Source organism: Staphylococcus caseorum (assembly GCF_049943195.1).
Lineage (GTDB): Bacteria > Bacillota > Bacilli > Staphylococcales > Staphylococcaceae > Staphylococcus > Staphylococcus equorum_A.
This window is the reverse complement of sequence record NZ_JBNFUA010000001.1, coordinates 585,089-610,772: the sequence shown is the minus strand read 5'-3', so window position 1 is coordinate 610,772 and position 25,684 is coordinate 585,089. Positions and strand designations below refer to the sequence as shown.

General features: G+C 33.0%; 23 protein-coding genes. 9 read left to right on the top strand and 14 right to left on the bottom strand.

Translation table 11 applies throughout. The features are described 5' to 3' along the window. Positions 1-190: 190 nt before the first annotated feature. Positions 191-1,306 (bottom strand): alanine dehydrogenase, encoded by a 1,116-nt coding sequence (gene ald, locus ACP3TL_RS03265; protein ID WP_046465557.1) that lies wholly within the window; start codon positions 1,304-1,306, stop codon positions 191-193. A gap of 141 nt (positions 1,307-1,447) precedes the next feature. Here ald and ACP3TL_RS03260 point away from each other — a divergent pair, with 141 nt between their 5' ends. Together ACP3TL_RS03260 and ACP3TL_RS03255 are read left to right on the top strand one after the other, a co-directional pair. Further along, a complete protein-coding gene (locus tag ACP3TL_RS03260; protein WP_046465558.1) occupies positions 1,448-1,951 on the top strand; it encodes a universal stress protein in 504 nt (167 codons plus the stop codon). A 261-nt stretch (positions 1,952-2,212) separates the two neighbouring features. Beyond that, a complete protein-coding gene (locus tag ACP3TL_RS03255) occupies positions 2,213-3,385 on the top strand; it encodes an esterase-like activity of phytase family protein (protein ID WP_285336724.1) in 1,173 nt (390 codons plus the stop codon). A gap of 133 nt (positions 3,386-3,518) precedes the next feature. On the opposite strand, the gene ACP3TL_RS03250 is transcribed toward ACP3TL_RS03255, so the two are convergent. The 9 genes from ACP3TL_RS03250 to ezrA all read right to left on the bottom strand — a co-directional run bounded on the left by ACP3TL_RS03250 (position 3,519) and on the right by ezrA (position 13,549). After that, the gene (locus ACP3TL_RS03250) at positions 3,519-4,718 is read right to left on the bottom strand and encodes an acetate kinase (RefSeq protein WP_046465560.1); all 1,200 of its coding nucleotides are present in this window, start codon (positions 4,716-4,718) and stop codon (positions 3,519-3,521) included. 86 nt (positions 4,719-4,804) lie between these two features. Then, positions 4,805-5,752 carry a class I SAM-dependent methyltransferase gene (locus ACP3TL_RS03245; RefSeq protein ID WP_046465561.1) on the bottom strand — a complete coding sequence of 316 codons (948 nt, stop codon included), beginning with the start codon at positions 5,750-5,752 and terminating at the stop codon, positions 4,805-4,807. 169 nt (positions 5,753-5,921) lie between these two features. After that, positions 5,922-6,416, bottom strand: a complete 495-nt coding sequence (tpx, locus tag ACP3TL_RS03240) for a thiol peroxidase (RefSeq protein ID WP_046465562.1) — start codon at positions 6,414-6,416, stop codon at positions 5,922-5,924. 89 nt (positions 6,417-6,505) lie between these two features. Further along, positions 6,506-7,048 (bottom strand): RDD family protein, encoded by a 543-nt coding sequence (locus ACP3TL_RS03235; protein ID WP_046465563.1) that lies wholly within the window; start codon positions 7,046-7,048, stop codon positions 6,506-6,508. Positions 7,049-7,056: 8 nt separating this feature from the next. Further along, the gene (gene sppA / locus ACP3TL_RS03230; RefSeq protein WP_046465564.1) at positions 7,057-8,049 is read right to left on the bottom strand and encodes a signal peptide peptidase SppA; all 993 of its coding nucleotides are present in this window, start codon (positions 8,047-8,049) and stop codon (positions 7,057-7,059) included. Positions 8,050-8,381: 332 nt separating this feature from the next. After that, positions 8,382-9,155 (bottom strand): sulfite exporter TauE/SafE family protein, encoded by a 774-nt coding sequence (locus ACP3TL_RS03225; protein ID WP_046465565.1) that lies wholly within the window; start codon positions 9,153-9,155, stop codon positions 8,382-8,384. Positions 9,156-9,274: 119 nt separating this feature from the next. Continuing rightward, a complete protein-coding gene (gene thiI / locus ACP3TL_RS03220; protein ID WP_046465566.1) occupies positions 9,275-10,498 on the bottom strand; it encodes a tRNA uracil 4-sulfurtransferase ThiI in 1,224 nt (407 codons plus the stop codon). After that, the gene (locus ACP3TL_RS03215; RefSeq protein WP_285336725.1) at positions 10,495-11,631 is read right to left on the bottom strand and encodes a cysteine desulfurase family protein; all 1,137 of its coding nucleotides are present in this window, start codon (positions 11,629-11,631) and stop codon (positions 10,495-10,497) included. The genes thiI and ACP3TL_RS03215 overlap by 4 nt, the downstream gene beginning before the upstream one ends. Before the next feature lie 226 nt (positions 11,632-11,857). Next, positions 11,858-13,549 (bottom strand): septation ring formation regulator EzrA, encoded by a 1,692-nt coding sequence (gene ezrA / locus ACP3TL_RS03210; protein WP_046465568.1) that lies wholly within the window; start codon positions 13,547-13,549, stop codon positions 11,858-11,860. 229 nt (positions 13,550-13,778) lie between these two features. Between ezrA and ACP3TL_RS03205 the strand changes: the two genes are divergently transcribed. The 3 genes from ACP3TL_RS03205 (at position 13,779) to ACP3TL_RS03195 (ending at position 15,819) form a co-directional block, all read left to right on the top strand. Further along, positions 13,779-14,243, top strand: a complete 465-nt coding sequence (locus tag ACP3TL_RS03205) for a GAF domain-containing protein (protein WP_046465569.1) — start codon at positions 13,779-13,781, stop codon at positions 14,241-14,243. 256 nt (positions 14,244-14,499) lie between these two features. Further along, a complete protein-coding gene (gene rpsD / locus ACP3TL_RS03200) occupies positions 14,500-15,102 on the top strand; it encodes a 30S ribosomal protein S4 (protein ID WP_002507337.1) in 603 nt (200 codons plus the stop codon). Positions 15,103-15,291: 189 nt separating this feature from the next. Continuing rightward, positions 15,292-15,819 (top strand): GNAT family N-acetyltransferase, encoded by a 528-nt coding sequence (locus ACP3TL_RS03195; RefSeq protein WP_002507336.1) that lies wholly within the window; start codon positions 15,292-15,294, stop codon positions 15,817-15,819. 81 nt (positions 15,820-15,900) lie between these two features. Here the strand turns inward: ACP3TL_RS03195 and ACP3TL_RS03190 are convergent, their stop codons facing one another. Continuing rightward, the gene (locus ACP3TL_RS03190) at positions 15,901-16,641 is read right to left on the bottom strand and encodes a glycerophosphodiester phosphodiesterase (RefSeq protein WP_046465570.1); all 741 of its coding nucleotides are present in this window, start codon (positions 16,639-16,641) and stop codon (positions 15,901-15,903) included. A 79-nt stretch (positions 16,642-16,720) separates the two neighbouring features. Here ACP3TL_RS03190 and ACP3TL_RS03185 point away from each other — a divergent pair, with 79 nt between their 5' ends. The 3 genes from ACP3TL_RS03185 (at position 16,721) to serA (ending at position 20,094) form a co-directional block, all read left to right on the top strand. Next, a complete protein-coding gene (locus ACP3TL_RS03185; RefSeq protein WP_285325699.1) occupies positions 16,721-17,161 on the top strand; it encodes an SACOL1771 family peroxiredoxin in 441 nt (146 codons plus the stop codon). Between the two features lie 163 nt (positions 17,162-17,324). Further along, entirely contained in the window at positions 17,325-18,485 is a 1,161-nt protein-coding gene (locus tag ACP3TL_RS03180) for a pyridoxal-phosphate-dependent aminotransferase family protein (protein ID WP_046465572.1), read from the top strand. After that, positions 18,478-20,094 (top strand): phosphoglycerate dehydrogenase, encoded by a 1,617-nt coding sequence (gene serA, locus ACP3TL_RS03175; RefSeq protein WP_046465573.1) that lies wholly within the window; start codon positions 18,478-18,480, stop codon positions 20,092-20,094. Before ACP3TL_RS03180 ends, serA begins: the two co-directional genes overlap by 8 nt. Before the next feature lie 167 nt (positions 20,095-20,261). Here serA and ACP3TL_RS03170 read toward each other — a convergent pair whose 3' ends face one another. The 3 genes from ACP3TL_RS03170 to ACP3TL_RS03160 form a co-directional block, all read right to left on the bottom strand. Then, entirely contained in the window at positions 20,262-21,383 is a 1,122-nt protein-coding gene (locus ACP3TL_RS03170; RefSeq protein WP_046465574.1) for an HAD family hydrolase, read from the bottom strand. A gap of 207 nt (positions 21,384-21,590) precedes the next feature. Then, complete coding sequence (gene nagE / locus ACP3TL_RS03165) at positions 21,591-23,090, bottom strand: N-acetylglucosamine-specific PTS transporter subunit IIBC (protein ID WP_046465575.1); 1,500 nt, start codon at positions 23,088-23,090, stop codon at positions 21,591-21,593. A 178-nt stretch (positions 23,091-23,268) separates the two neighbouring features. Then, complete coding sequence (locus ACP3TL_RS03160) at positions 23,269-23,889, bottom strand: lysophospholipid acyltransferase family protein (protein ID WP_046465644.1); 621 nt, start codon at positions 23,887-23,889, stop codon at positions 23,269-23,271. A gap of 167 nt (positions 23,890-24,056) precedes the next feature. Here ACP3TL_RS03160 and ACP3TL_RS03155 point away from each other — a divergent pair, with 167 nt between their 5' ends. Next, complete coding sequence (locus tag ACP3TL_RS03155) at positions 24,057-25,355, top strand: S1C family serine protease (RefSeq protein ID WP_046465576.1); 1,299 nt, start codon at positions 24,057-24,059, stop codon at positions 25,353-25,355. The last annotated feature ends 329 nt before the right edge of the window (positions 25,356-25,684 follow it).

The following is a 25,684-nucleotide window of genomic DNA, read 5'->3' as shown; positions in this document are numbered from 1 at the left end:
AACAAGCGTTTAAAGAACTACTACTGGTCCTATAACACCACTAGACAATCATGCATAAAAAGTGCCGACAAAGTATCTGACTTTGTCGGCACTTTAGAGTGAGGTACATAAATACATGTCCTACTCTCATTTTATTTACATCAATTTAATACAATCAATTCGTTATGGTTGAGTTGTATTATAGGTATTTTTATTTTAATGCACTTTCAATATCGGTATATGATAAGTTTAATGCATCTGCAACACCTTTATTAGTTAATTCACCATTAATCGTACTTAAGCCTAAAGATAATGCTGGATTATCTTGTAGTGCTTTTAAATACCCTTTTCCAGCTACTTGTTGCGCATATGGCAACGTCGCATTGTTTAATGCGATTGTTGACGTACGCGGCACTGCACCTGGCATATTAGCTACTGCATAATGTACTACGCCATGTTTTTTATACGTTGGGTCATCGTGTGTAGTAATACGATCTGTTGTTTCGAAAATGCCACCTTGGTCGATCGCAATATCAACAATCACTGCCCCATCTTTCATTTGTTTAACCATTTCTTCAGTAACGAGTTTTGGTGCTTTTGCGCCTGGAATAAGCACTGCACCAATGACTAAGTCACTGTTTTTAACACATTGCTCTATATTTAATGGGTTTGACATGATTGTATGTACTTGGCCACTAAACAAATCTTCTAATTGTTGTAAACGTTTAGGGTTAACATCTAAAATTGTAACGTCAGCACCTAAACCTAAAGCGATTTTTGCAGCATTTGTACCAGCTTGGCCACCACCAATAATACTTACGCGTCCTTTTTCTACGCCAGGAACACCACCAAGTAGAATACCCATGCCGCCTTTATATTTCTGTAAGAACTCAGCACCAATTTGAGCAGACATTCGACCTGCCACCTCACTCATTGGTGTTAATAATGGTAAAGAACGATCTGGCAATTGCACTGTTTCATAAGCGATACTAATGACTTTGTTTTCTAATAAAGCTTTAGTCAATTTCTCTTCATTTGCTAAATGTAAATAAGTAAATAGAATTAATCCTTCCTTAAAGAATTGGAATTCTTCTTCCAATGGTTCTTTAACTTTCATAACCATATCTACGTTCCATACTGCAGCTTGTTCATTTACAATTTTTGCACCAGCTTCAGTATAGTCCACATCTTCAAAATAAGAGCCTAAACCAGCAGATTTTTCAACAATAACATTATGACCTTGCTCAACTAATGCATGCACACCACTTGGGGACAAACTCACCCTGTTTTCGTTGTTTTTAATCTCTTTAGGAATACCTATAATCATTTCATCCACCTCCAAATTTATAGTAACGTGTATTCTATGAAAGCGCAATCAAAGAATAGGGTACTTTTACAACAGTGAATTATGTTAATATTCTGTAAATGGTGGTATAATATAAATAAGAAGAATAAGGAGGTCATTGATATGCTAACTTATAAAAATATTTTAATTGCGGTAGATGGTTCACACGAGGCTGAATGGGCGTTTAATAAAGCTGTAGATGTTGCAAATCGTAACGAAGCAAAATTAACAGTTGTGAACGTCATTGATTCACGAACATATTCATCATACGAGGTTTATGATGCACAGTTCACTGAAAAATCAAAAAATTTCTCTGACGACTTGTTAAAAGGTTATAAAGAAGTTGCAACAAACGCTGGTATTAAAGATGTTGAAACTCGCTTAGAATTTGGTTCTCCAAAAGCAATTATTCCAAAAAAATTAGCAACTGAAGTAGAAGCTGATTTAATTATGTGTGGTACTTCTGGTTTAAATGCTGTAGAAAGATTTATTGTTGGTTCTGTATCTGAAGCAATCGTACGCCACTCACCTTGTGATGTACTTGTTGTACGTACTGAAGAACTGCCAGAAGATTTCCAACCACAAGTAGCAACAGACGAACTTAGATCGCAACACCAAGCTCAATAAAAATTCACTAGTTTAATTTCATAAAAATCATTTAGTTACATTTAAAATCGAAACAAAGATAATTCGCTTGTTTCGTTAGGATAGTTTGTTCATTTATTTAGAGCAATCTATCCTTTTTAATATCCAAAGAAATGAACTTGCAAGTTATATTGCGCATTCAAAGTGAGTTTTACAAACTCCTTATCAAAACTTCATATGCACATTAAACAAAAGATATATGATTGAAGTTGAAAAGCATAATGAAAGGAGTATGAACAACTTATGAAACCGATGCACAAAGCACTTATAACAAGCATGTTTACATTATTCATTTCGAGCACAACATTACATAGTGAAATAATTGCTACAGAAAAAGACAATACAACACGTACCGCAGATCATCTCAAATTAATAGACACCAAAATCTTACCGTTCGATAAAACTTACAAAGATACGACAGTTGGTGGATTATCTGGTATAACGTATGACCCTAAAAATGATAAATGGCTACTTATGAGCGATGACCGATCAGAACACAATCCAGCAAGGTTCTATGAAGCTGATATCGACTATAATAGTAATGAATTCAAAGACGTCAAATTTAATGGCGTTCACAAGTTAAAACAACCGAATGGCAAAGATTACATCAATAAAGAGCAATATAAGAACGACGATGATAATATTGTCGCTGACCCAGAATCGATACGGTTCGATCCACAAACTAATGAGATTCTATATACTAGTGAAGGAGATCGTTCCTTAGGATTGAATCCATTTATTCGTAAAGCAACTGAAGATGGTAAATACTCAGCTGAAATTCCTATTAAAGATACAATAAAAATGGACAAACAAAATAAGAAAGGTTTCCGCAATAATCAAGCTATTGAAGGTAGCACTTTTTCTCAAGATGGTAATACGTTATGGACTTCTATGGAAGGTCCACTAATACAAGATGGCCAAAAACCTACGCCTGAGTCAGGCACCTTATCACGCATCACACAATATGACCGTGAAGGCAATGTATTATCTGAATTTGCATATCCACTTGATGCGATTCCTAAAAAGCCTGGCAAAGATAAACAAGCTGATAATGGCATCACAGAAATATTAGCCCTCAATGATCATGAATTTCTTACTTTAGAGCGTGCATCTGTACAAGCAGAAGATGGCTCATTTAGTAATTATGTGCGTATATATAAAATTGATGTGAGTAAAGGAACTGATATTAAGGATATAGAGTCACTCAAAGAAACAAACTCAAAACCTTTAAACAAAACGCTGGTTGCTGATTTAAATGAACAAGACATTGGTAAAGTGGATAATATTGAAGGTATGACCTTTGGTAAAAAGCTACCCAATGGTAATGACAGTCTAGTATTGACAGCTGATAATAACTTTAATGAAACACAACAATCTCAAATTATTGCTTTTGAGGTTAAACCAGAGAAAAAATAATCCATTTGCTAAAATGGATTAACAATATAATAAAAGCACCCATTCATTATTTTTCTAATGAATGGGTGCTTTTAATTTAAGTATAAATATTTACAACTCATACTTATTTAATGAATCTGGGTTTACTTCCAGATTATTTTACGTTTCCAAAATCAACAACATCACGAGCAATCATTACTTCTTCGTTCGTAGGAATAACGATAACTTTTACAGGTGAATGTGGATAATTAATGAAACCTTCAGATCCATGAATCATTTCATTTTTCTTAGCGTCCCAATAAACACCCATAAACTCTAAACCTTCTAAGACTTTTGCTCTTACAGGGTCAGAATTTTCACCTACACCAGCTGTAAATACAATAACATCTACACCATGCATACGTGTCGCATATGAACCGATATATTTGTGAATACGAGATGCAAAGACATCAAGTGCTAATTGCGCTCTTTCTTTACCCTCTTTAGAGTCTTCAATGATATCTCTTAAGTCACTTGAAGTACCCGAAATACCTAATAATCCCGATTCTTTATTAAGTGTATTTAATACTTCTTCTGCATTTTTACCCGTTTTTTCCATAATAAATGGAATTAAAGCTGGGTCAATATTACCTGAGCGTGTGCCCATTGTAACACCTGCTAGAGGAGTGAAGCCCATAGACGTATCTACAGATTCGCCACCATCAATAGCAGCGATTGAAGCACCATTACCAATATGACACGAGATAATACGTAATTCTTCAATTGGTTTACCTAAAATTTCAGCTGCACGTTGTGAAACATATTTATGACTCGTGCCATGAAAACCATATTTACGAATTCCAAAATCTTCATAATATTGATATGGCAAACTATATAAATAAGATTTCTCTGGCATTGTTTGATGGAATGAAGTATCAAACACAGCGACATGTGGTGTCTCTGGTAAAAGTTTTCGGAATGCACGAATTCCCATTAAGTTTGCTGGGTTGTGTAACGGAGCTAATTCACTTAACGATTCAATTTGCTTTTCTACTTCATCAGTTATATAAACTGATTCTGGGAATAATTCTCCACCATGAACAACACGGTGACCCGTACCATCAATATCATTAATACTTTCAATGATACCATGTTTTTTAAAGCTTTCTAACATAATGTTTACTGCTACTTCGTGATTAGCAATATCATTGGTATCAGTAATTTTTTCTCCATCCACTTCAATAGTAAAGACAGAATTTTTTAAACCAATACGTTCAATTAGTCCTTTAGTAACAACTTTTTCTTCCGGCATTTCAATAAGTTGGAATTTCAGTGATGAACTACCAGCGTTAATGGCCAAAACTAATTTTGACATAAGCTTGTTGCCCCCATTTTCAATTAAGTTTTAATATACCTATCTATTTAATCATTAATACAGTTTATTTTCAAGAATAATACAGTTTAATTTTCAGGATGATTTTCTTCCATCCACACATTTAAATCTTGTAAAAATGCTTGGAATTGTTGAGGGCTTTTGAAGTCAGGAATGTTCGCTAATAAAACCTCTACTGGTTTAGTAACGTTTGTTTCTTTTTTCTGTAGTACAAGAATAGATTTGCGTGCTTTTTCATTTTTAAATAATGTCGAGGGTAAATTTAAAAATGCTTGCATTTCTGTCTCTGTAGCAATGAAGTTTTGTAACTGTTTCACATTTGAACCTTCGAAAATATTACTTGGAACAACTAAAAAAGCATAACCTGATTGTTTTAAGGCTACAACAGCTTGTTCAATTAATAAAAAGTGAGAGAAACTGTGACCTTCTTCAAAACCTAAAGCCATTTCCTTACTTCTCTCATCTGCCGGATAATAACCAACAGGTAAATCGCCAATAACAACATCTGTCTCCTCAAAAGGTAATGGCATAATTGCATCTTGTGGGTAAACATCAAATGGTATTTCTAAAAAGTTGGCTAAATGAACGCTAACTCTTGATAATACTGGATCAACTTCTATAAGATGATGCATTACCGTATGTTCAGTTAACACTTCATGTACAGACGCACTTAGATGACCTGCCCCACTTGCGATATCTACAACGTGTAATTCTTCTTTGTTTTTTAAGAAGCGTTGAGATAAAAAGCCTAAAATTAAGCCAATAGAGTCTGGTGTAATTTGATGATTTGCTTGGATATCTTCTTTTTGCATTAAACTTAAGTAAGCAAACTGAAATGCTTTTCTTCTATCTTGCAATGTAGCTTGTTCTAACAAGTCTCTTTTACTTGTATAAATATGTTCCATTGCTAGTCCTAAGTTTTCAATAAAACTTTGACCGTTATTTTCATTTAAAGCTTTAGCTTTTTCGTCGAGTGTTTGGAATAACTTTTCCATTACTGTTTCTTCTTGTGTCATTTAATAGTCCTTTCTAAAAAAACTGTCCATAATTTGTTTGAAATTAAGTCAGTTTATGCTAACTTATATTACCAAATAATTATGGACAGTATACTTTATAATGTCAATGATACTGTTTGATTGTTTAACTTCAAATCAAATGACAAATTTTATATTACCTATATTTAATTTAAATAGCACGATATGCTTCTAAAGCAGCGTCGAAGTCTGGGAAATCAGTGCCTTCAGAAACAACTTCAGTATATACTACTTTATTATTTTCATCTAAAACAAAAACTGAACGTGCAAGTAAACGTAATTCTTCCATAACTACGCCGTAATTTTTACCAAATGAAAGTTCTTTATGATCACTTAAAGTAACCACATTATCTAAGCCATTTGATGCACACCATCTTTTTTGTGCGAATGGTAAGTCAACAGAAATAGTTAACACGACGCCATCTTCCTGCGCTGCTTCTTCGTTGAATTTACGTGTTTGTTTATCACAGACACCTGTATCAATAGATGGTACTACACTGATCAATTTCTTTTGATCATCATAATTTGATAAAGTTACTTCATTTAAATCATTGTCTAACACTGTAAAATCTGGTGCTGTTTCACCTTTTTTTACTTGTGATCCTAATAATGTAATTGGTTCTTGTTTAAATGTAATTTGCGCCATTTGAATGCCTCCTATAAAAAGTGCTTACTCAATAATTATAACTGTTTAATCTGATGAAATAAACCTTAAACCCTTTGAAACATAACAATCTACTTCAAATAAAACAATTTTTCGAATTTGTTTTTTATTACAACAGTATCAGCAAAATAATCATGTATACCTTTGTGTTTATCTGTAAATATTGTTACTAAATAAGGTAAATTAGCAAATACGCCACTGATAATGCGACCAATCCATTCTCTAAATAATACGTCTACCCAAGTTAATGGTTGTCTATCTGCACGTTCCACTCTTATATTCAAAATCATTTTACCAATAGTTTGTTTAAAATATTTCGTTAATAACACAAAGTACAAATAAAATACGAGTGCATCTAATACGTGACCTACACTAAAATAATCAATCCATAACTTTGCATTATCTATATGTGTAAAATGATAGATTGGTTTCAATATAATACTTTGAATACCAAAAATGATGAGCAAATCAATGAGAAAACTACAAAATCTTATACCAAATCCTGCATATAGTGCTTTTGCTAATTGATTATGAGCAAGTACATCTGACTCTGTTTGTGCTTCGTTTGAATCTGCAACCGAATGTGCAGTATCATCTTGTTTCATATTATCCATTATTACACCTAACCTTCGTATAGATACATAGGTTCAGCTTCAGTATCATTTTTAATTATTGATTTGACTTCATTGAATTCATTTTTAAACTGACCAATACTCGCTTTTGCATTACTAAACGATGAGAAGAAACTACCTTCTTCACTATATTCAAACACTTCTGCATCTTTTGCTTTCATATCTTTTTTCATTGCTTTTAAAGTTTCATCTTCATAACCAATTTCGTCAATTAAACGATTATCTTCCGCTTGTTGTGCACTGTAGATGCGTCCATCAGCTAACTCTCTAACTTTACTTTCAGACATATCTCTACCATCTTTAACTATATTCACAAATCGATCAAAACTATCATCTAATACAGATTGTAAAATATCTTTTTCTTCACTTGTCATAGCTCTTGAGCTACTTAATATGTCTTTATGATCCCCTGATTTTATAACATTTTCTTTAACGCCTATTTTTTCTTGTAATTCTGAATAATCAACACTAGACATAATAACACCGATTGATCCTGTCATTGTTTGAGGACCTGCGTATATTTTGTCTGCTGGTGCTGAAATGTAGTATCCACCAGATGCTGCCATACTACCCATATGTACATAAATCTTTTTATCTTTTTGCTTAATTTCTTTTATCTTTTGATAAATTTCATCACTTGGATACGTGCCACCACCAGGAGTATTTACAGATAACAACATACCTTTGACTGTGTCATCATTTTTTACGTTTTCTAATTGTTTTAAGAACGCCTCATGGTTGTAACCACCGCCACCAAACATGCCCCCGCCTGTACCTTCAGCTATTTGGCCATCTAATGTTAAATGTGCAATTCGTTTACTTGAATTGCCCTCTTTTTCTACTTTTTCTGTAAATGGGTCCATTTTAGATGTCGCTTGTTCATCAAATAAAGATGAAAAGACCGCTGAAATTGAACTCATCACGATGCCGCCTAACACGATGACAACCGCAAGTATGATTGCGATAATCCTTTTCTTCGACATTTACACTCACTCCCATAATTTATTTTCCTTTTAACTCCATCCTCAATTTAACCATAATCAATTAAGCTATGTATACCTTATCTCAAATATAAAATAAAAGAGTTTTAAAATAATAATAATGTTTTATCGTAACTGTAGTAACAAGGTATTAAAATATGAACAGACATTATATTATATTTTCGAAAATCATATACAAAAAAGAACGGAAATACGAAGTCAAAATTTGATTTCGTATTTCCGTTCCTATAAGGCTGGACTGAAAAAAGAAGATAAGCGCTGAAGATCTTGCATGAGATTGTTATATAATTTTTAATTTAATGTATTTTTAAGTACTATATGATTTGCATTAAATAATCATACGCATTTTTCAAAATTAAAATAGCAGTAACTACAATAAACAGACCTTTGACATAACCAACACCTTTTTTAATTGCGAATAAAGCACCCAAATATGAGCCACAAATCATACTACCAGCCATGATAAAACCATAAAAATAATCGACTTGATCTAAAAATATAAATAATATTAATGCCCCTAAATTGGATGCAAAATTTAACACTTTAGCATTGCCTGCTGCACCTAGAAAATCAAATCCAAACATTAATAAAACAAAAAGCATAAATGAACCTGTGCCACCGCCTAAAAATCCATCATATAGACCAATTAAACACATTAAAGCTGCAAATAATATGGCTTTACCAGTAGTAAGTTTTGTAAAAGTACGTATACTACCCCAATCTTTTTTCATTAATGTATAAATCATGACAAGCGTCAAGATAATGATTACGACTGGCTTCAAAAGTTCAGACGGTAAAAATGTCGCAACACTCGCACCACCCATAGCCATTAGGAATACAAATGGAAATAACTTTCCAACAATTTTCAAATCGACATTGCCTGACCTTAAAAAACGAAATGCACTAGTCATCGATCCAAATGCACTGGCTAATTTATTTGTACCTAAAGCCATAGCTGGTGGCATACCCACTGCTAAAAGTGCAGGGATAGAAATTAACCCTCCACCGCCGACAACTGCATCAATAAACGCTGCTAAAAATCCAAGTAGTATGATGATAATTACAATTGAAATGTCCCACTCTAACATGCGCCAACCCCTGTCTGTTTAAATCATGTTAACTGATTATTCATTATAAATTGAACATCTAAAACTAAGTTTTCTATTTTTTAAATGATGCTTACTATAATTTAAACTTATATTTATATTTAAAATAAATCGTCTGCCAAAGCTTGTGTCTCTGAGTCTTTATCACTTTGGTAGTCATTTGAAATTTCTATTGTTTCGATTTGATCCACAGCTTGTTGTACTAATGGTTCAAAATCAAAAATATTTTCATATTTTTCCACTTTTTCAATATCAGGTTCAGTTACCGGATTTTTTGGTGTGAAAATAGTACAACAATCCTCATAAGGTTGAATAGAGACATCAAAAGTTCCAATTTCTTTAGCTCTTTTCACGATATCTTCTTTATCTAATGTGAGTAATGGACGTAACACTGGTGTTGAAGTTACGCTATTGATTGCGTACATACTTTTTAACGTTTGGCTCGCAACTTGACCAAGATTCTCACCATTTACAATGGCATGCCCGTCAATTTCATGAACAAGTTTGTCTGCCACTCTCATCATCATACGACGTGTAGATGTCATTGTATAACGTTCATGTACAACTTTATTAACTTGTTTTTGTAAATCTGTAAAAGGCACAATGTGTAATTTAATTGGACCTACATGAGAAGCTAAAATACGTGTTAATTCAATAACTTTTTCTTTAGCTTTTTCACTTGTAAATGGCGGACTATGAAAATGAATGGCTTCAATCATTGCACCTCTACGCATGACTTCCATACCTGCTACAGGAGAATCTATACCACCTGAGAGCATAAGTAATGTTTTGCCACCTGTTCCAACTGGCAAGCCACCAAGTCCAGCTATGGTTTTGTCATAAACATAAATGGCATCTAAACGGACTTCTACTTTTATATTGTGATCTGGATTGTGGACATCAACAGTTAAATCCTCTGTTGCATTTAATACCGCAGCACCAATGCCACGTTGTAATTGATAAGTGTCATAAGGAAAGTTTTTATCTGAACGTTTCACGTCTATCTTAAATGTATCTCCGTTTGCGTAGTCTTTTGCAAATTGAATGGCTTGTTCATTTGCCGCTTCTACAGTTTTATCAATTTTTAACACTGGACTAATAGAATAAATGCCGAATACTTTTTTAAGTCTATTACACATTTCATCTATATCTGCGCCTTCGTCTAATTCAATATACATTCTATCTCTATTCGCTTTTACTTTATAACCTTGCAATGGCATTAATGAACGCTTTACATTTGCGCGCAATTTATTCACGAACATTTTACGATTGGCGCCTTTTAATGTTAATTCACCATACCTAACTAATATATGATCATAAATCATACTAACAGCTCCCTTACTTCTTCATATACTTTATAAAAATTATCTTTAAATATTTGAATATCTTCTTGAGTCGTATTGGCTCCCATTGAAATTCTAATACTACCTTCAATTTGTTTTCTTGGTATATTCATCGCTAAAAGCACCTCGTTTAGGCTCGCTTTTTTAGATGAACATGCACTTGTTGTAGATAACATAATACTATGTTTTGAAAATGCATTGACCAATACTTCGCCTTTGACGCCTGGTAACCCAACATTAAGAATCTGTGGCGCCGAATTTTGAGGTGAATTCAGTTTAATGCCGTGAAAACCTGTAAGAAATTGGCATAAGTCAGCATTAAATTCACTTAAAGCATGGTTAAGTTCTGTGGTATGATTCACAGCTGCTTTCATGGCTTTAACAATTGCAATATCCATCGGTAAATTAACTGTACCACTTCTCACACCATATTCTTGTCCACCACCATGAATAATAGGTTCAAGTTGATGAATATTTCGAACAAATAATATACCTTGCCCTTTTAAACCGTGAAATTTATGCCCACTCAAACTCAACGTATCTACACCTTCAAAGCATAATGGCACTTTACCAATCGCTTGTACTGCATCTACATGAAAATGTGCTTTGGGATATTGGTGCACAATTTTTGCTGCTTCTTCTATTGGTTGGATTTGACCCATAATATTATTAACATGCATACAGGTTACTATAGCAACATCATCCGACATCAATGTTTTTAAATGGTCCAAGTCGATTTGACCCTCGTCAGTAACATCAACATATTTAATAATAAATCCTTCTGCTTCTAATGAACGTACAACTTCTAATACAGATGGATGCTCAAGTACTGAAGTGATTATTTCATTAGCAAATGCTTTTTTCTTATATGCTACGCCTTTAAGCGCCATATTATTAGATTCAGTCGCACCACTTGTAAAAACAATATCAAATTTTTCATCTAAATTAAACAAATCTTTTATTTGTTTTTTAGTTTGTTGTAACAATTGGTCTGCTTGTAAGCCGGCTTGGTGTGGACTATTAGGGTTAAAATACAATGATTGATTTACTTTCACATAAGTATCCAACACGTCTTGGTTTGGCTTTGTCGTTGCGGCATTATCAAGATATATCAATTCTTTCACTCCATTTCATTTTTATCATACACACTTATATAAGAAGTGACACTAATTTTATATTTATATTTAAGTTATTACATCAACAACAATACTTTTCTGTCATTTTAAAAATTAATTTTATACTTTCCCTTTAAGCATTATACGCGCTTTTAATAAAAAGAAAAGACACGAAATCACAATTCATTTCGTGTCTTACTCGTGTTATTTTTAATAATTAAATAATTTAACCAATAACTTGATCTTCTATTTGTTTTGTAATTCCTGGTTCCACACTTTCTAAAGCATGTTCAGATATTTCAATTGAACGTTTATATCTATTATTTTTAAATAGTCTTTCAGCTTCATTAAGGCTTTTATCTATATTCGAACTATCTTTACGGTAACGGTTACCATATTCAATAAGTTTCTCAGCATAAACTGCATTAACTAGTACATCCGTAGCTTCATCTTCAAATTTATTCATTTGTAGCACTACTTTAGATACTTTATCTTTCAATTGTTTAACATGTATCGGACGTACACTGAATTTCTTGTTTACTTCACGCACTTCATAATCAATTTCATTTTTCATTATAATGAAACGTTCCGGTACGCTAGGTAAATTAGAAGCTAATAGCTTTCTATAAACCTCTTCTTTTTTACTTTGTACACGTAAGATATTTTCTTCTGCTTCCGCTTCATCTTCGCGTAGTTGAATTAAGTGATTTTGTAATTTTTCTTGTTTTTCATTAATTACAGCTACATGCTCTTCGATATATTTCAAGTTATCTTGAACTTCACTGTAACGTACTGCAGATTTGGCCATTTCTTTTAGAATTTCATCATAAACAGCTATTAAGTTTTGAATTTCATTTTCAAACTGTCTTACATTCTGTACATCACTTTCATTTATATAGTAATTTTCACGTACATATTCAATTTCAGTTTGTAATGTATAATTCATTTCTTTTGCTCTAAACAAATTATCTGTAATAACTTCTTTTGATTCTTCCACTTCATTTTTCGCTTTAACTTCATGCTCAATTAATTCATACATTTCATCAAGACGATCATTAATATTATTTAATTTTTCATTCGCTTCATCAAGTTCCAATCTACTAATCATCGGTTCTACAAAGCTAAGTTCTGTTTTAAGCGTTTGTAAAGTACTATCAATTTTGACATGATCTAAATCATAGCCCTCTACTTTGAGATCTCTACATCCGTATTTCATATCTTGGAACTGTCCAGGTAATTCTTTTTGTGCTTCTCTGATTAACTCAGGAATTTCTGACATATCCTTTTTTAAAAAGTTCATATCTTCATTTAAAGTTTTGATATGTTCATGTGCGTAAACATAATTACCTTCTGCTTTATATGATTCATAGCTTTCCATTTCTGGTACGAATGCTTCAATTTCATGTTCTAATGGCGCTGCTGCTTCACCGAACTGATGTCTGTTCGCTAACACGTCGCGCTTCATTTCTCGGTAATCTACTTTACATGCTTCATATAAGTGATCACTTTCTTTATGTACGCCCATAATATCTTCGACATCTGTAGTTAATACATTATAATTTTCTTCGTATTTATCCATCAATTCATGTGCTTCATCAATTTCAGTTTGCGCTTGCGAAAATTTAAATTTATCAAGTAAACCTTCCGCATTGTGAATCTTTTCTTCTAATGGTAACAAATATTGATTTTTACTATCTAAAGACGTTTGTTTTAATCTATCATAAGTAGATTTTGTTTCACCTGTTAAAGTTAAATCAGATAATTGAGATAAACTTTCATCATAGGGTAATTGCTCTACTTGTAATTTTCGTTCTTCAGCCTTCTCAATCATTTGGCTTTTATTCGAACGCATATAGAATAATACACCGACAATAATCAGTATAATAACAATAATTGCTAGAATGATATACAATACCATATGTTTTCTCCTCCTATTTTATCACTATTCATTATAACGTAATTTACCCATGCATTAAAAGAGAAAATGAATTAATCAATGATAATATTTTAAATTTCATAGTAAATCTATCTCTGTTAATATTATGTATCATGTTGCTACTAAAAAAAGCCCTTACAAATCATTTGATTGATTACTATTAAAACAGTCTTTATACTAAATGAAAAGTAAAAAGTGAGGTTTTATTAATATGACAGAGGTAAAAGAAACAAATTATGATTTATTACAAAAGCAAGTCGCTAGTCTAATCGAAGATGAATCAAATTTAATTGCTATACTTAGCAATGTCTCTGCTTTACTAAATGATTCATTAGATCAAATTAATTGGGTTGGCTTCTATTTAATAGAAAATAATGAATTAATCTTAGGACCATTCCAAGGTCATCCTGCTTGTGTACATATCGCTATCGGCAAAGGCGTATGTGGCACAGCTGTAGAAACAAATGAATCACAACTCGTTGAAGACGTTAATGCTTTCCCAGGACATATTGCATGTGATGCGAATAGTAAGTCAGAAGTTGTTGTTCCTATTCATAAAGGCAATCAAGTCATTGGTGTCTTAGATATTGATGCCCCTATTATAAATCGCTTTTCAAACACAGATAAAGTTGCTTTAGAAGAAATCGTAAGCATTATTGAACAACAAATAGCTTAACATTTAACACTTGCCTTTCTATAAGTAAATCTTTGTTTACTGTTGACAGTCATTTATAACAAAGGTACACTGTACTTTGTGTGAATAAACGAAATTAGCAGTTGCGTATTAGTTGGCTCTATGTTGTTCCCAACGCGGACGTGTCGTGTAACCGTAGCTATGAGGTGAGGATACATAAAACAATATATCCAAATAAGCATGCAACACTCTTTTTTGTTTTTTCATAACAACAAAAAAGAAAAAGGAGGAGTCTATTATGGCTCGATTTAGAGGTTCGAACTGGAAAAAATCACGTCGTTTAGGTATCTCATTAAGTGGTACTGGTAAAGAATTAGAGAAGCGTCCATACGCTCCAGGCCAACATGGTCCTAACCAACGTAAAAAATTATCAGAATATGCATTACAATTACGTGAGAAACAAAAATTACGTTATTTATACGGAATGACTGAAAGACAATTCCGTAACTCATTTGAAATTGCTGGTAACCAACACGGTGTCCATGGTGAAAACTTCATGCAATTACTAGCTGCTCGTTTAGATGCAGTTGTATATTCATTAGGTTTAGCGCGTACGCGTCGCCAAGCTCGCCAACTTGTTAACCACGGTCATATTTTAGTAGATGGTAAGCGTGTTGACATTCCATCATATACTTTAAAACCTGGTCAAGAAATTTCAGTACGTGAAAAATCTTTAAAATTAGATATCATTGCTGAATCTGTTGAAATCAACAACTTCGTACCTGAGTACTTAGAATTTGATGCAGACAACTTAAAAGGTAAATATGTACGCGTTCCTGAACGTAGTGAATTACCTGCTGAAATCAACGAACAACTTATCGTTGAGTATTACTCAAGATAAACGTTTTAATTTCAAACCAAGAAGTCCTTTCAAGGATTTCTTGGTTTTTTTATTTCTATAAAAGTAATAAACTTCCCCCTATTATTAAAGTATAAATAGAAATCTTTTTAACTCCCCCACTTTAAAGCACAATATCTTTTTACTTTCTTATAATAATTACTGTATGCTATGGGTAAAGGAGTGTTAAATTTGATTATTAGAGCATTAGAGGAGACAGATTTAGATTTTGTACATCACTTAAATAATGAATATTCCATTATGTCTTATTGGTTTGAAGAACCTTATCAATCATTAAGCGAGCTTCAATCATTATATAAAAAACATTTATTAGATGAAACTGAACGTAGATTTATTATTGAAAAAGATCAAACGCGTATCGGTGTCGTTGAATTAGTTGAAATTGACTTTATACATAGTAATTGTGAAATTCAAATTATCATTGATTCCGAATATGGTGGTAAAGGATACGCTAAAAGCGCTTTTAAAATGGCTATTGATTATGCATTCCTAGTACTTAATCTCCACAAAATATATTTATTTGTTGATGTAAACAATGAAAAAGCCGTTCATATTTATAAAGCACAAAACTTCTCCATTGAAGGTACATTACAAGAACATTTTTATACTCGCGGTGAATATAGTGATTGTCATGTGATGGGATTATTAAAAAAGAATTGGGTAAATCATCACGATAATGATTTATCTCATATTAAATAATATGTCTTGAATATTTATTAAAACTATAAAAAGCTTAAATGAATCCTTACAATTCATTTAAGCTTTTTTAACTTTTCTATTTTACAAAATATCATTTGGGTTATCTGAAATCAGCCCGTCTACCCCTAATTTCTGCAATGATTTCGCTTGTTCATGTTCATTAACTGTATAGGGCATCACTGACAATCTATACTGATGTGCACTTTTTAAAAACTTCTCTGTAACTAATGCATAATTGGGATTTACATAATTGGCATAGGCCGCAATGCTTTTAAATGGAGGTAATTTATACCAATACTTCTTTTTACTAATCAATACACCTAGCTCATATCCTTCATTCATATCAAATATTGTTTTCATACTTTTTTGATTGAATGATTGTATGATGACTTTGTTTTTTGGTAAATTCCAAGCATTTAATGCATCTATTAATTCGTTTTCAATTTCAGGATAATTCTGCGGTTGTTTTAGTTCTATTAATAATTTTTGAGGATAGTCTTGGATTAATTTAATTACTTCATCCAATGTTGGTAATGTCTCTCCTTCAAATTTATTATCTTTAGTTATACCATAATCAAATTGCTGCAAAGCTGCTAAAGTCATATCCTTGATTTTTCCTGATCCATTTGAGGTACGGTCAATCGAATCATCATGGATAACTACAAGTTGATTGTCTAATGTCCTGTGTATATCTATTTCTAATATATCAATATCACTTATAAGTGCAGCTTTAAAAGCAATCATCGTATTTTCAGGAAAATATGTAGCAATACCACGATGTGCCACTAATATGAGCTTGTTGTCAGAAGTATATATTGTCATTAAAGTTGCTCTCCTCTTTCTTTATAGCTTATTTTCATCTAAACTTAAACTATCACAAATCAACTGGAGGTCAATCGTTATGGTTCAACATGAATTCAAAGTAAACACACAATGGTCTGGCGGTCGCGAAGCTGTAGGTCAACTTCATGGAGACGTATTAGATAAACAAATATCTATACCATCAGGTTTAGGTGGCAATGGAACTGGTACAAATCCAGATGAATTGTTAGTTTCAGCTGCATCTTCTTGTTATATTATCTCACTTGCAGCTGTACTCGAACGTTCTGGTTTTAATAATATAGAAATTCAACAATCATCTATAGGTACAGCTATTTTTGAAAATGCAAAATTTCGTATGGACAACATTATCCATTACCCTGTTATTGAAGTTGAAACTGCACAAAAAGATAGTTTAGTTAGAAAACTACCTAAACTCTTAAAGGTTGCGGACAATAATTGTATGATTTCAAACTCAATTAAAGGTAATGTCACTGTAAAAATAGAACCAAAAATAAAATAATTTAAAAAAATTTTATATATGACGGAATATGAATGTGATAACAATGTATGCCCTTTCATGGTATTTTATTTTGTTTATTTACATTATCTTTTAACTTTTGCACTTTTATATTTTCTGAAAATTTGCTAAACTAAGACAATCATAAGCATTGGGGGAATCACATATGAAATATTATCGTCCTATGTTACTTACACCAGGACCAACGCCAGTACCAGAAGAAATTTTACACGCAACACAGTCACCAATGGTCGGACACAGATCAAGTGACTTTGAAACAATTGCTGAAGAAGCGTTTCGTGCACTAAAACCAATATTCGGTGCGCAAAATGACGTAATGATATTAACTTCTAGCGGGACAAGTTCTTTAGAAGCAAGTATGTTAAATATTGCAAATCCTGACGACAATATTGTTATCATTGTTTCAGGTGCTTTCGGTAATCGTTTTAAACAAATTGCTGAAACATATTACGATAACGTACATATTTTTGAAGTCGAATGGGGCAAAGCTGTAAACGTGCCTGAATTTATTGACTTCTTAAAATCATTGAACACAGATATTACAGCAGTTTATAGTCAATATTGTGAAACATCTACTGCAGTTTTGCACCCTGTCCATGAATTAGGACATGCCCTTAAAGCCTACGACGAATCGATTTACTTTATCGTTGACGGTGTGAGTTGTATCGGTGCAGTTGATGTAGACTTACAACGAGATCAGATTGATGTTCTTATATCTGGTAGTCAAAAAGCCATTATGTTGCCTCCTGGTTTAGCATTTGTAGCTTATAATAATCGTGCTAAAGAACGATTTAGCCAAGTTACGACGCCGAGGTTTTATTTAGATTTAAATAAATATTTGAAATCATTAGAAGCAAATTCAACACCTTTCACACCAAACGTTTCGTTATTTAGAGGTGTGAATGCATATGCCAAATTAGTTGAAGAAGAAGGATTAGACCAAGTTATTGCACGTCATTATGCAATACGTGATGCTTTAAGACAATCACTCAAATCATTAGACTTAGAATTATTGGTACAAGACGAGTATGCCTCACCTACTGTTACAGCTTTTGTACCTAAATCAAAAGAAGAACTCAACTTCATAAAAAAAGAACTTAAAAACCGTTTTGCTATAACAATTGCAGGTGGACAAGGTCATCTAAAAGGAGAAATTTTACGTATAGGTCATATGGGTCAAATTTCACCTTTTGATATTTTACAAGTCGTATCAGCATTAGAAATTCTATTAACAGAATTCAGAAAAGAATCATATATTGGTACAGCAATTACTCAGTACATGGAGGTCGTAAAAGCATATGTATAAAATTTTAGTATCTGATCCAATCTCACCAGAAGGTTTAAAAAGTTTAATTGACCATAAAGACTTCGAAGTCGAAATCAATACAGAATTAAATGAAAGCGAACTCGTTGAAAAAATGGGTGATTACCAAGGCTTAATCGTTAGAAGCCAGACACAAGTCACTGCAGAGATGATTGAAGCAGCGCCAAATTTAAAAGTTATTGCTAGAGCTGGGGTCGGCGTTGACAACATTGATGTCGATGCAGCTACCAAAAATGGTGTTATTGTAATTAATGCACCAGATGGTAATACTATTTCTGCAACTGAACACTCTATGGCCATGATTTTATCAATGGCGCGTAATATCCCGCAAGCACATCAGTCATTAAAAAATGGAAAATGGGACCGTAAAACATATAGAGGTACAGAACTTTATAATAAAACGCTTGGCGTCATTGGTGCTGGTAGAATTGGTTTAGGTGTTGCAAAACGCGCACAAAGTTTCGGTATGCATATCTTAGCTTTTGACCCTTACTTATCTGAAGATAAAGCAAAAGAACTAAATGTAACACGTGCAACAGTTGAAGAAATTGCTGAACAAGCAGACTTCGTTACTGTACATACACCATTAACTCCAAAAACTAAAGGTATCGTCGGTAAAGCATTTTTCGAAAAAGCAAAACCGACGTTACAGATTATTAACGTAGCACGTGGTGGTATTATTGATGAAGCAGCGCTATTAGACGCTTTGAACAATGATCAAATTCAAAGTGCAGCAATAGATGTATTTGAAAGCGAACCAGCAACTGAGTCCCCTCTTGTTGAGCACGATAAAATTATTGTTACGCCACATTTAGGTGCATCCACTGTTGAAGCACAAGAAAAAGTAGCTGTTTCAGTAGCAAATGAAATCGTGGATATTTTCGAAAATGGTAACGTCTTAAATGCGATTAATGCACCAAAAATGACTTACAGTGAAATCAATGATGAATTGAAGCCTTATATTGAATTAAGTAAAATGACAGGTGAAGTGGGTATTCAATTACTTGAAAAAGCACCGCGCGAACTACAAATCAAATACGAAGGTGACATTGCATTAGATGATACAAGTTTGATTACCAGAACACTTGTATCTGGTGTCTTACGTCAAGATTTAGCAGAGCGTGTAAACTTAATCAATGCTTTAGTACTCTTAAATGAACAAGGTGTATCTTATAATATTGAAAAAAACACAAAACATCGTGGTTTTAGTAACTATATAGAATTAACATTAATCAATAAAGATACTCAAATTAAACTTGGTGCAACTGTACTCAATGGTTATGGTCCAAGAATCGTACGTATAAATGACTATCCAGTAGACTTTAAACCTGAACATCACCAACTGGTAATAAATCATAACGATAGACCAGGCATTGTAGGCCGTACAGGACAAATTCTTGGCACATATGATATCAATATCGCTTCTATGCATCTTGGTCGTACAAACCAAGGTGGTAATGCGCTAATGGTATTATCAATAGATCATCCTGTTACACCAGATGTTATTGATGCTTTATATCAAATTGAAGGATTTAATTTAATACGAAGCGTTGAACTTGATATCCAAAGTGATGCAAACTACAACATCTAAATAGTGAATCATTACAAAAGAACCCGGAACATAAATAGTTTATTTCTCAAATTAAAAACACCAATCTATTAGTTTTCTAATGGATTGGTGTTTTTTATTAGCAATAAAAAAGATACTGACGCATTATTATTTAGTCATCAAATAATAATGCGTAGTATCTTTTTTAATTACAATAATATTTCTCTGATATCTCCTACATGGTCTACGATATATTCAGCGTCATAGGACTCTAATTCTTCACGAGCATTCTGACCTTTCAAACCTGTTAATGGACCAATGAAAGTCGCCCCTATTTTTTTAGAACTTAATAAATCTGCTAATGAATCTCCTACCACAAAAACATCATCTTTATTAACACGATTTTCTTGATTTGTAGCATACTGTTCATAATTGTTTAAATGATTACCTTCTAATGTTGCTAAATAGCTAAAGGGATTAGGCTTACCTAATGGCTTTAACTCAGGATATTGTTCCTCAGCGATTAATACCTCACTTGCGGTAACAATATGTAAGTCATCAAATAAATCTTTGATACCAATTGCTTCAAATGGCACTATTGTTTCTGTTCTAGGTCTACCAGTTGCAATGGCTATATGATAGCCAGCAGCTTTCAAATCTGTTAATAACTGTTTAATTTCAGATACAGGTCTTAACACGACTTCGTTATATATGTAACCTTCTTTAAATTCTGTACGGTTAGGCTTTTGTTCTACTTCATTAAATAACTGGGAGCCTAAGTACCACTCTTGGTAAACTTCTTGCGCAAGCGTCCAAAACGGACTTTTTAGTTCAAATAGTGCTGTTTGTTTTGTATTTAACTGATCACCAGCATGCGTAACAAGTGTTTGATAAATATTGTCTTTTCCTGAACTTATACCATCTAAAAACGATAATGGTGACTCAAAGTTCAATTCTATATCAAAAATGTTTTCACCAATCTGTTGCAATGTTTCTTGATTAAAGCTTTCTGAGTTTAAAACTTCTACTAATTTTTCTTGGGGTAATGTCTTGCAAATTTCAATAAAGTGAATGGCAACCACTACAAATAACATATCCCAATTTGAATTTAATCCAAGTGACTTTAACTTAGTTAAAATTTCATCATGGTAGAATACGATATCTCTTATTTCAGTAATTTGTTGATCACTTAAATCATCAAATTGTATAGATGGATCTAATCCCATATAATCTTTACTCATAAGCATTTCGTAAACCGTCAATGCAGATACATCAAAACACCTTTCTTCACTTAAAAAAACACCATCAACATCAAATAATACCGACTTCATCTCATCTACTCTCCTTAAATCAGAAAATTCTGATACTAGTTCATCGTACTATTTACCCATGAAAAGAGCAATGTATTTTCATCATTTTATCAAACAAATCATATCGTTAAATATTTAATTTTTTCAGATAAAAAATACGCCCTACAAAGATCCACTTTTTCAGTGATAACTATGCTTAGACGTATTCTAAAATAAACTATTTAGATATTATTTTTGTTGCTCTGATTCCATTTGTACTTCAATTTCATCAGCTACTTGCTGAACTTGAGTGCCGATAATAACTTGGGCATTATGTTTACCACTCTTCGTCACACCGACAGCTCCTGCGCCCTTAATCTTAGCTTCATCAATAATGCTATTATCATGTAATTCCATGCGTAATCTAGTAGCACAGTTTGTTAATGATGCAATATTCTCTTTGCCACCTAATCCATCTAAAATTTGGCTTGCTGTATTTGTATATTTATTAGTTGTCACTGTAGATGCGCCTTCTGAATCTGCAGCATCCCCCGTTGACGCTTCATCAGAAGTTGGATCTGGTAGTAAGTTATCCCCACGACCAGGCGTATTTAATTTCAATACTTTAATCGCTATTCTAAATACAAAGTAATATATCACGAAGAATACAAGTCCTTGTAGTAATAACATGAATGGTTGACTTGAAACAGGATTAATTAATGATAGTACATAGTCTATTAAACCAGCACTAAATGAGAACCCTGCTGTCCACTCAAACAATGCTGCTATAAACATGGATAAACCAGTTAAAAATGCATGTATAACAAATAATACTGGCGCTACAAACATGAATGAGAATTCAATTGGTTCAGTAACACCAACAAAGAATGCTGAAACTGCGCCACCAAACATTAAACCATACACACGTTTTTTCTGTTTAGATTCAGCTGTATGGTACATCGCTAATGCTGCAGCAGGAATACCAAACATCATTACTGGGAAGAAACCAGCCATATAACGTCCTGTAATACCATGTACTGCACCATCACCAGTTTGGAATTTAGCAATGTCATTAATACCTGCTAAATCAAACCAAAACACTGAATTTAATGCATGATGCAACCCAGTTGGTATCAATAATCTATTAAAGAAACCATATAAGAAAGCACCGACTGGACCTAAATCTAAAATCCATGTCCCAAATGTTACAATTGCTGAATAGATAACTGGCCAAACAAATAGCATCAATACAGCCAATATAATACTAAAAAATGCTGTTAAAATAGGTACTAAACGTTTACCACTAAAGAATGATAATGCTGTAGGTAATTCAGTTTTACTAAACTTGTTATAAGTATATGCTGCGATTAAACCAATCAATAAACCAATAAAAACGTTAGAATTATTCATTTGTTCAAAAGCTTCGTTTACGCCTGTCTCCTTAACACCTAATAATGGTGCTAATTTGGCTGGGCTTAAAACCACTGTCGTTAAAAAGAAACCAACTGCTGCAGCAAGTGCTACTGCACCGTCATTTTTCTTAGCCATTCCTAATGCTACCCCAATCGCAAAAAGAATACCTAGTTGTTCAAGAATCGTCGAACCGGCAGAAGAGAAAAACGCTGCTACCGTTGGCAAGACTCCCATTGCTGTTAACGCATTACCAATACCTGTAATAATTGCGGCTGCTGGTAACACTGCAACAGGAAGCATAAGAGATCTACCAAGACGTTGAAAGAAACTAAACATAACAATTCGCCATTTCAAAATAGATATTTACACAAACAAACACCACATGCACAATATGTCCACGTGGTGTTTGTAAACGTTTTACTTGTTGTCATTGTACAGTTACATAATAACACAAGTTTAAAAAAATTCGTATATAAATTAAAATGTCTAACTTTTTAAAAAATATTGAAACTTACTATTTATCATTCACATAATCATTTAATTCATTTTGTAATTGTATCGTTCTACTTTCTAATTCTTTAGTTAGATATTCTAACTTTTCATTGCGTTTCATGTTTTTTGGTAAATGCTTTGTTTCGATAGGTTTACCAAATTTAACAATTGCTTTACCTGTAATGAGTCCCTTAATTTCTTTAGGTCCAACATATGCAGCTGGTAAAATAGGAGCTTGCGCCATCAAAGCAATAGTTACTGCGCCACGTTTCATTGGTGATCCCTCATCATATTTCATACGATGACCAGTTGGGAATATACCTACCGTTTTATTTTCTTTTAATAATTTAACCGGTTTTTTCAATGTACTTGGCCCTGGGTTTTCTCTATCTACAGGAAAGGCATTTAAAGAACTTAAAAACTTACCAAACCATTTATTGTTGAATAACTCTTTTTTAGCCATGTAATGAATTTGATTTGGGTATATTGCTGTCCCTAACATGATTACTTCATTATAGCTTTCGTGAGTACAAGTCACTACATATCTGTGAAGTTGAGGTATATTTTCTTTACCTTGCACCTCTAGTGATTTACATATTTTCATAATAATTAAATCTAACAAACCGCTAATGAATTTATACATTTCTCCACCTACTTCATTTTCCATTATATTTACCTATTGATTCTATCATTTAGTCACCTTATGAACAAGAATATTTATATTTCAGTCTAAAGTTGTATAGTGATATACTAGAAAAAGTTGTATAAACCTAGCATAATAGGTTATATAGAATAAATCGGAGGTAAAGTATGTCAGATTTTAATAACGATAATAACTCTAATGAAACTCAAAACCCTCGGCAACCGGAGCAACCGCAACAACCTCAAAATAAAAGGTCAAAACATAAAGCCAAATTCCCCTGGTTTAAAACAATAATCGTGGCCTTAGTTGCTGGTATTATAGGTGCGCTTTTGGTATTAGGCATTGGGAAAATTATGGAAAGCACAGGTTTAAATGATAACGGGTCTTCCGTTCAAGACGCTTCTAATAGTAGCAATGGCGGCAATACACTTGATGGGAAAAGTGAAAAATATGATTCTGTGAATCAAATGATTAACGATGTCTCTCCTGCTATTGTAGGCGTTATTAATATGCAAAAAGCTCAGAATTTAGATAGTTTACTGAAAGGTGAATCTTCAAAATCAGAAGAAGCTGGTGTTGGATCAGGTGTTATTTATCAAAAAAATAATGGTTCTGCATATATCGTAACGAATAATCACGTCATTGATGGTGCAAATGAAATTAAAGTACAATTGCATAATTCTAAACAAGTCGATGCTAAATTGGTTGGGAAAGATGCGTTAACAGATATAGCAGTATTAAAAATCAATGATACAAAAGGTACTAAAGCAATTGATTTTGCTAATTCTTCAAAAGTAAAAACAGGAGACAGTGTTTTTGCAATGGGTAATCCTTTAGGCTTACAATTTGCTAACTCTGTGACTTCAGGTATTATTTCTGCTAGCGAACGTACAATTGATACGAAAACATCTGCTGGTACGAATAAAGTAAATGTATTACAAACAGATGCGGCAATTAATCCTGGTAATTCAGGTGGCGCGCTCGTTGATATTAATGGTAATCTCGTAGGTATTAACTCAATGAAGATTGCAAGTGAACAAGTTGAAGGTATTGGTTTTGCAATCCCAAGTAATGAAGTTAAAGTTACCATTAAAGAGCTTGTAGAAAATGGCGAGATTGAGCGCCCTTCTATTGGAATTAGTTTACTCAATGTAAGTGAGATACCAGAACAATATAAAGAAGAACTGAATACAAAACGCAAAGATGGTGTCTACATTGCCAAAGTTCATGCTGATAATGAGCTTAAAGAAGGCGATATCATCACTGCGATAGACGATAAAAAAGTTAAAGAAGACACGGACTTACGCTCTTATTTATATGAAAATAAAAAACCTGGTGATTCAGTAGAAATGACTATTGAAAGAAATGGTAAAGAGCAAACAGTGGAAGTACCATTAAAAGAACAAAAATCAACATCTTCAGAGTCATCTGAGAAAGAAAGTGAAAATACTTCACCGTTTAATTAAAAACAATAACAGAATAGTTATTTTGAACCAACTAAGTAAATTAATCTGACTTGGTTGGTTTTTTATTACATAACAATCAGGCCTATTCCATTTTATTCATATTAATGATTATGGTAAAAATTAAACTCAGTTCTACCCTACAGAAAACACTTTTCTCATGAGACAATTTTCATTTAAAAAATAACAAAAATTTAGCCGCCTCTTGCGAAAAAAATGTACTAGCAGAAGAATGTAAGCTGAGGCAAGCTAAACAAAAACAGCCGACAAAGTCCTAAGGCATTGTCGGCTGTTTTGTCGATAATTTAAATATCGCATTATTCTTCTATCTT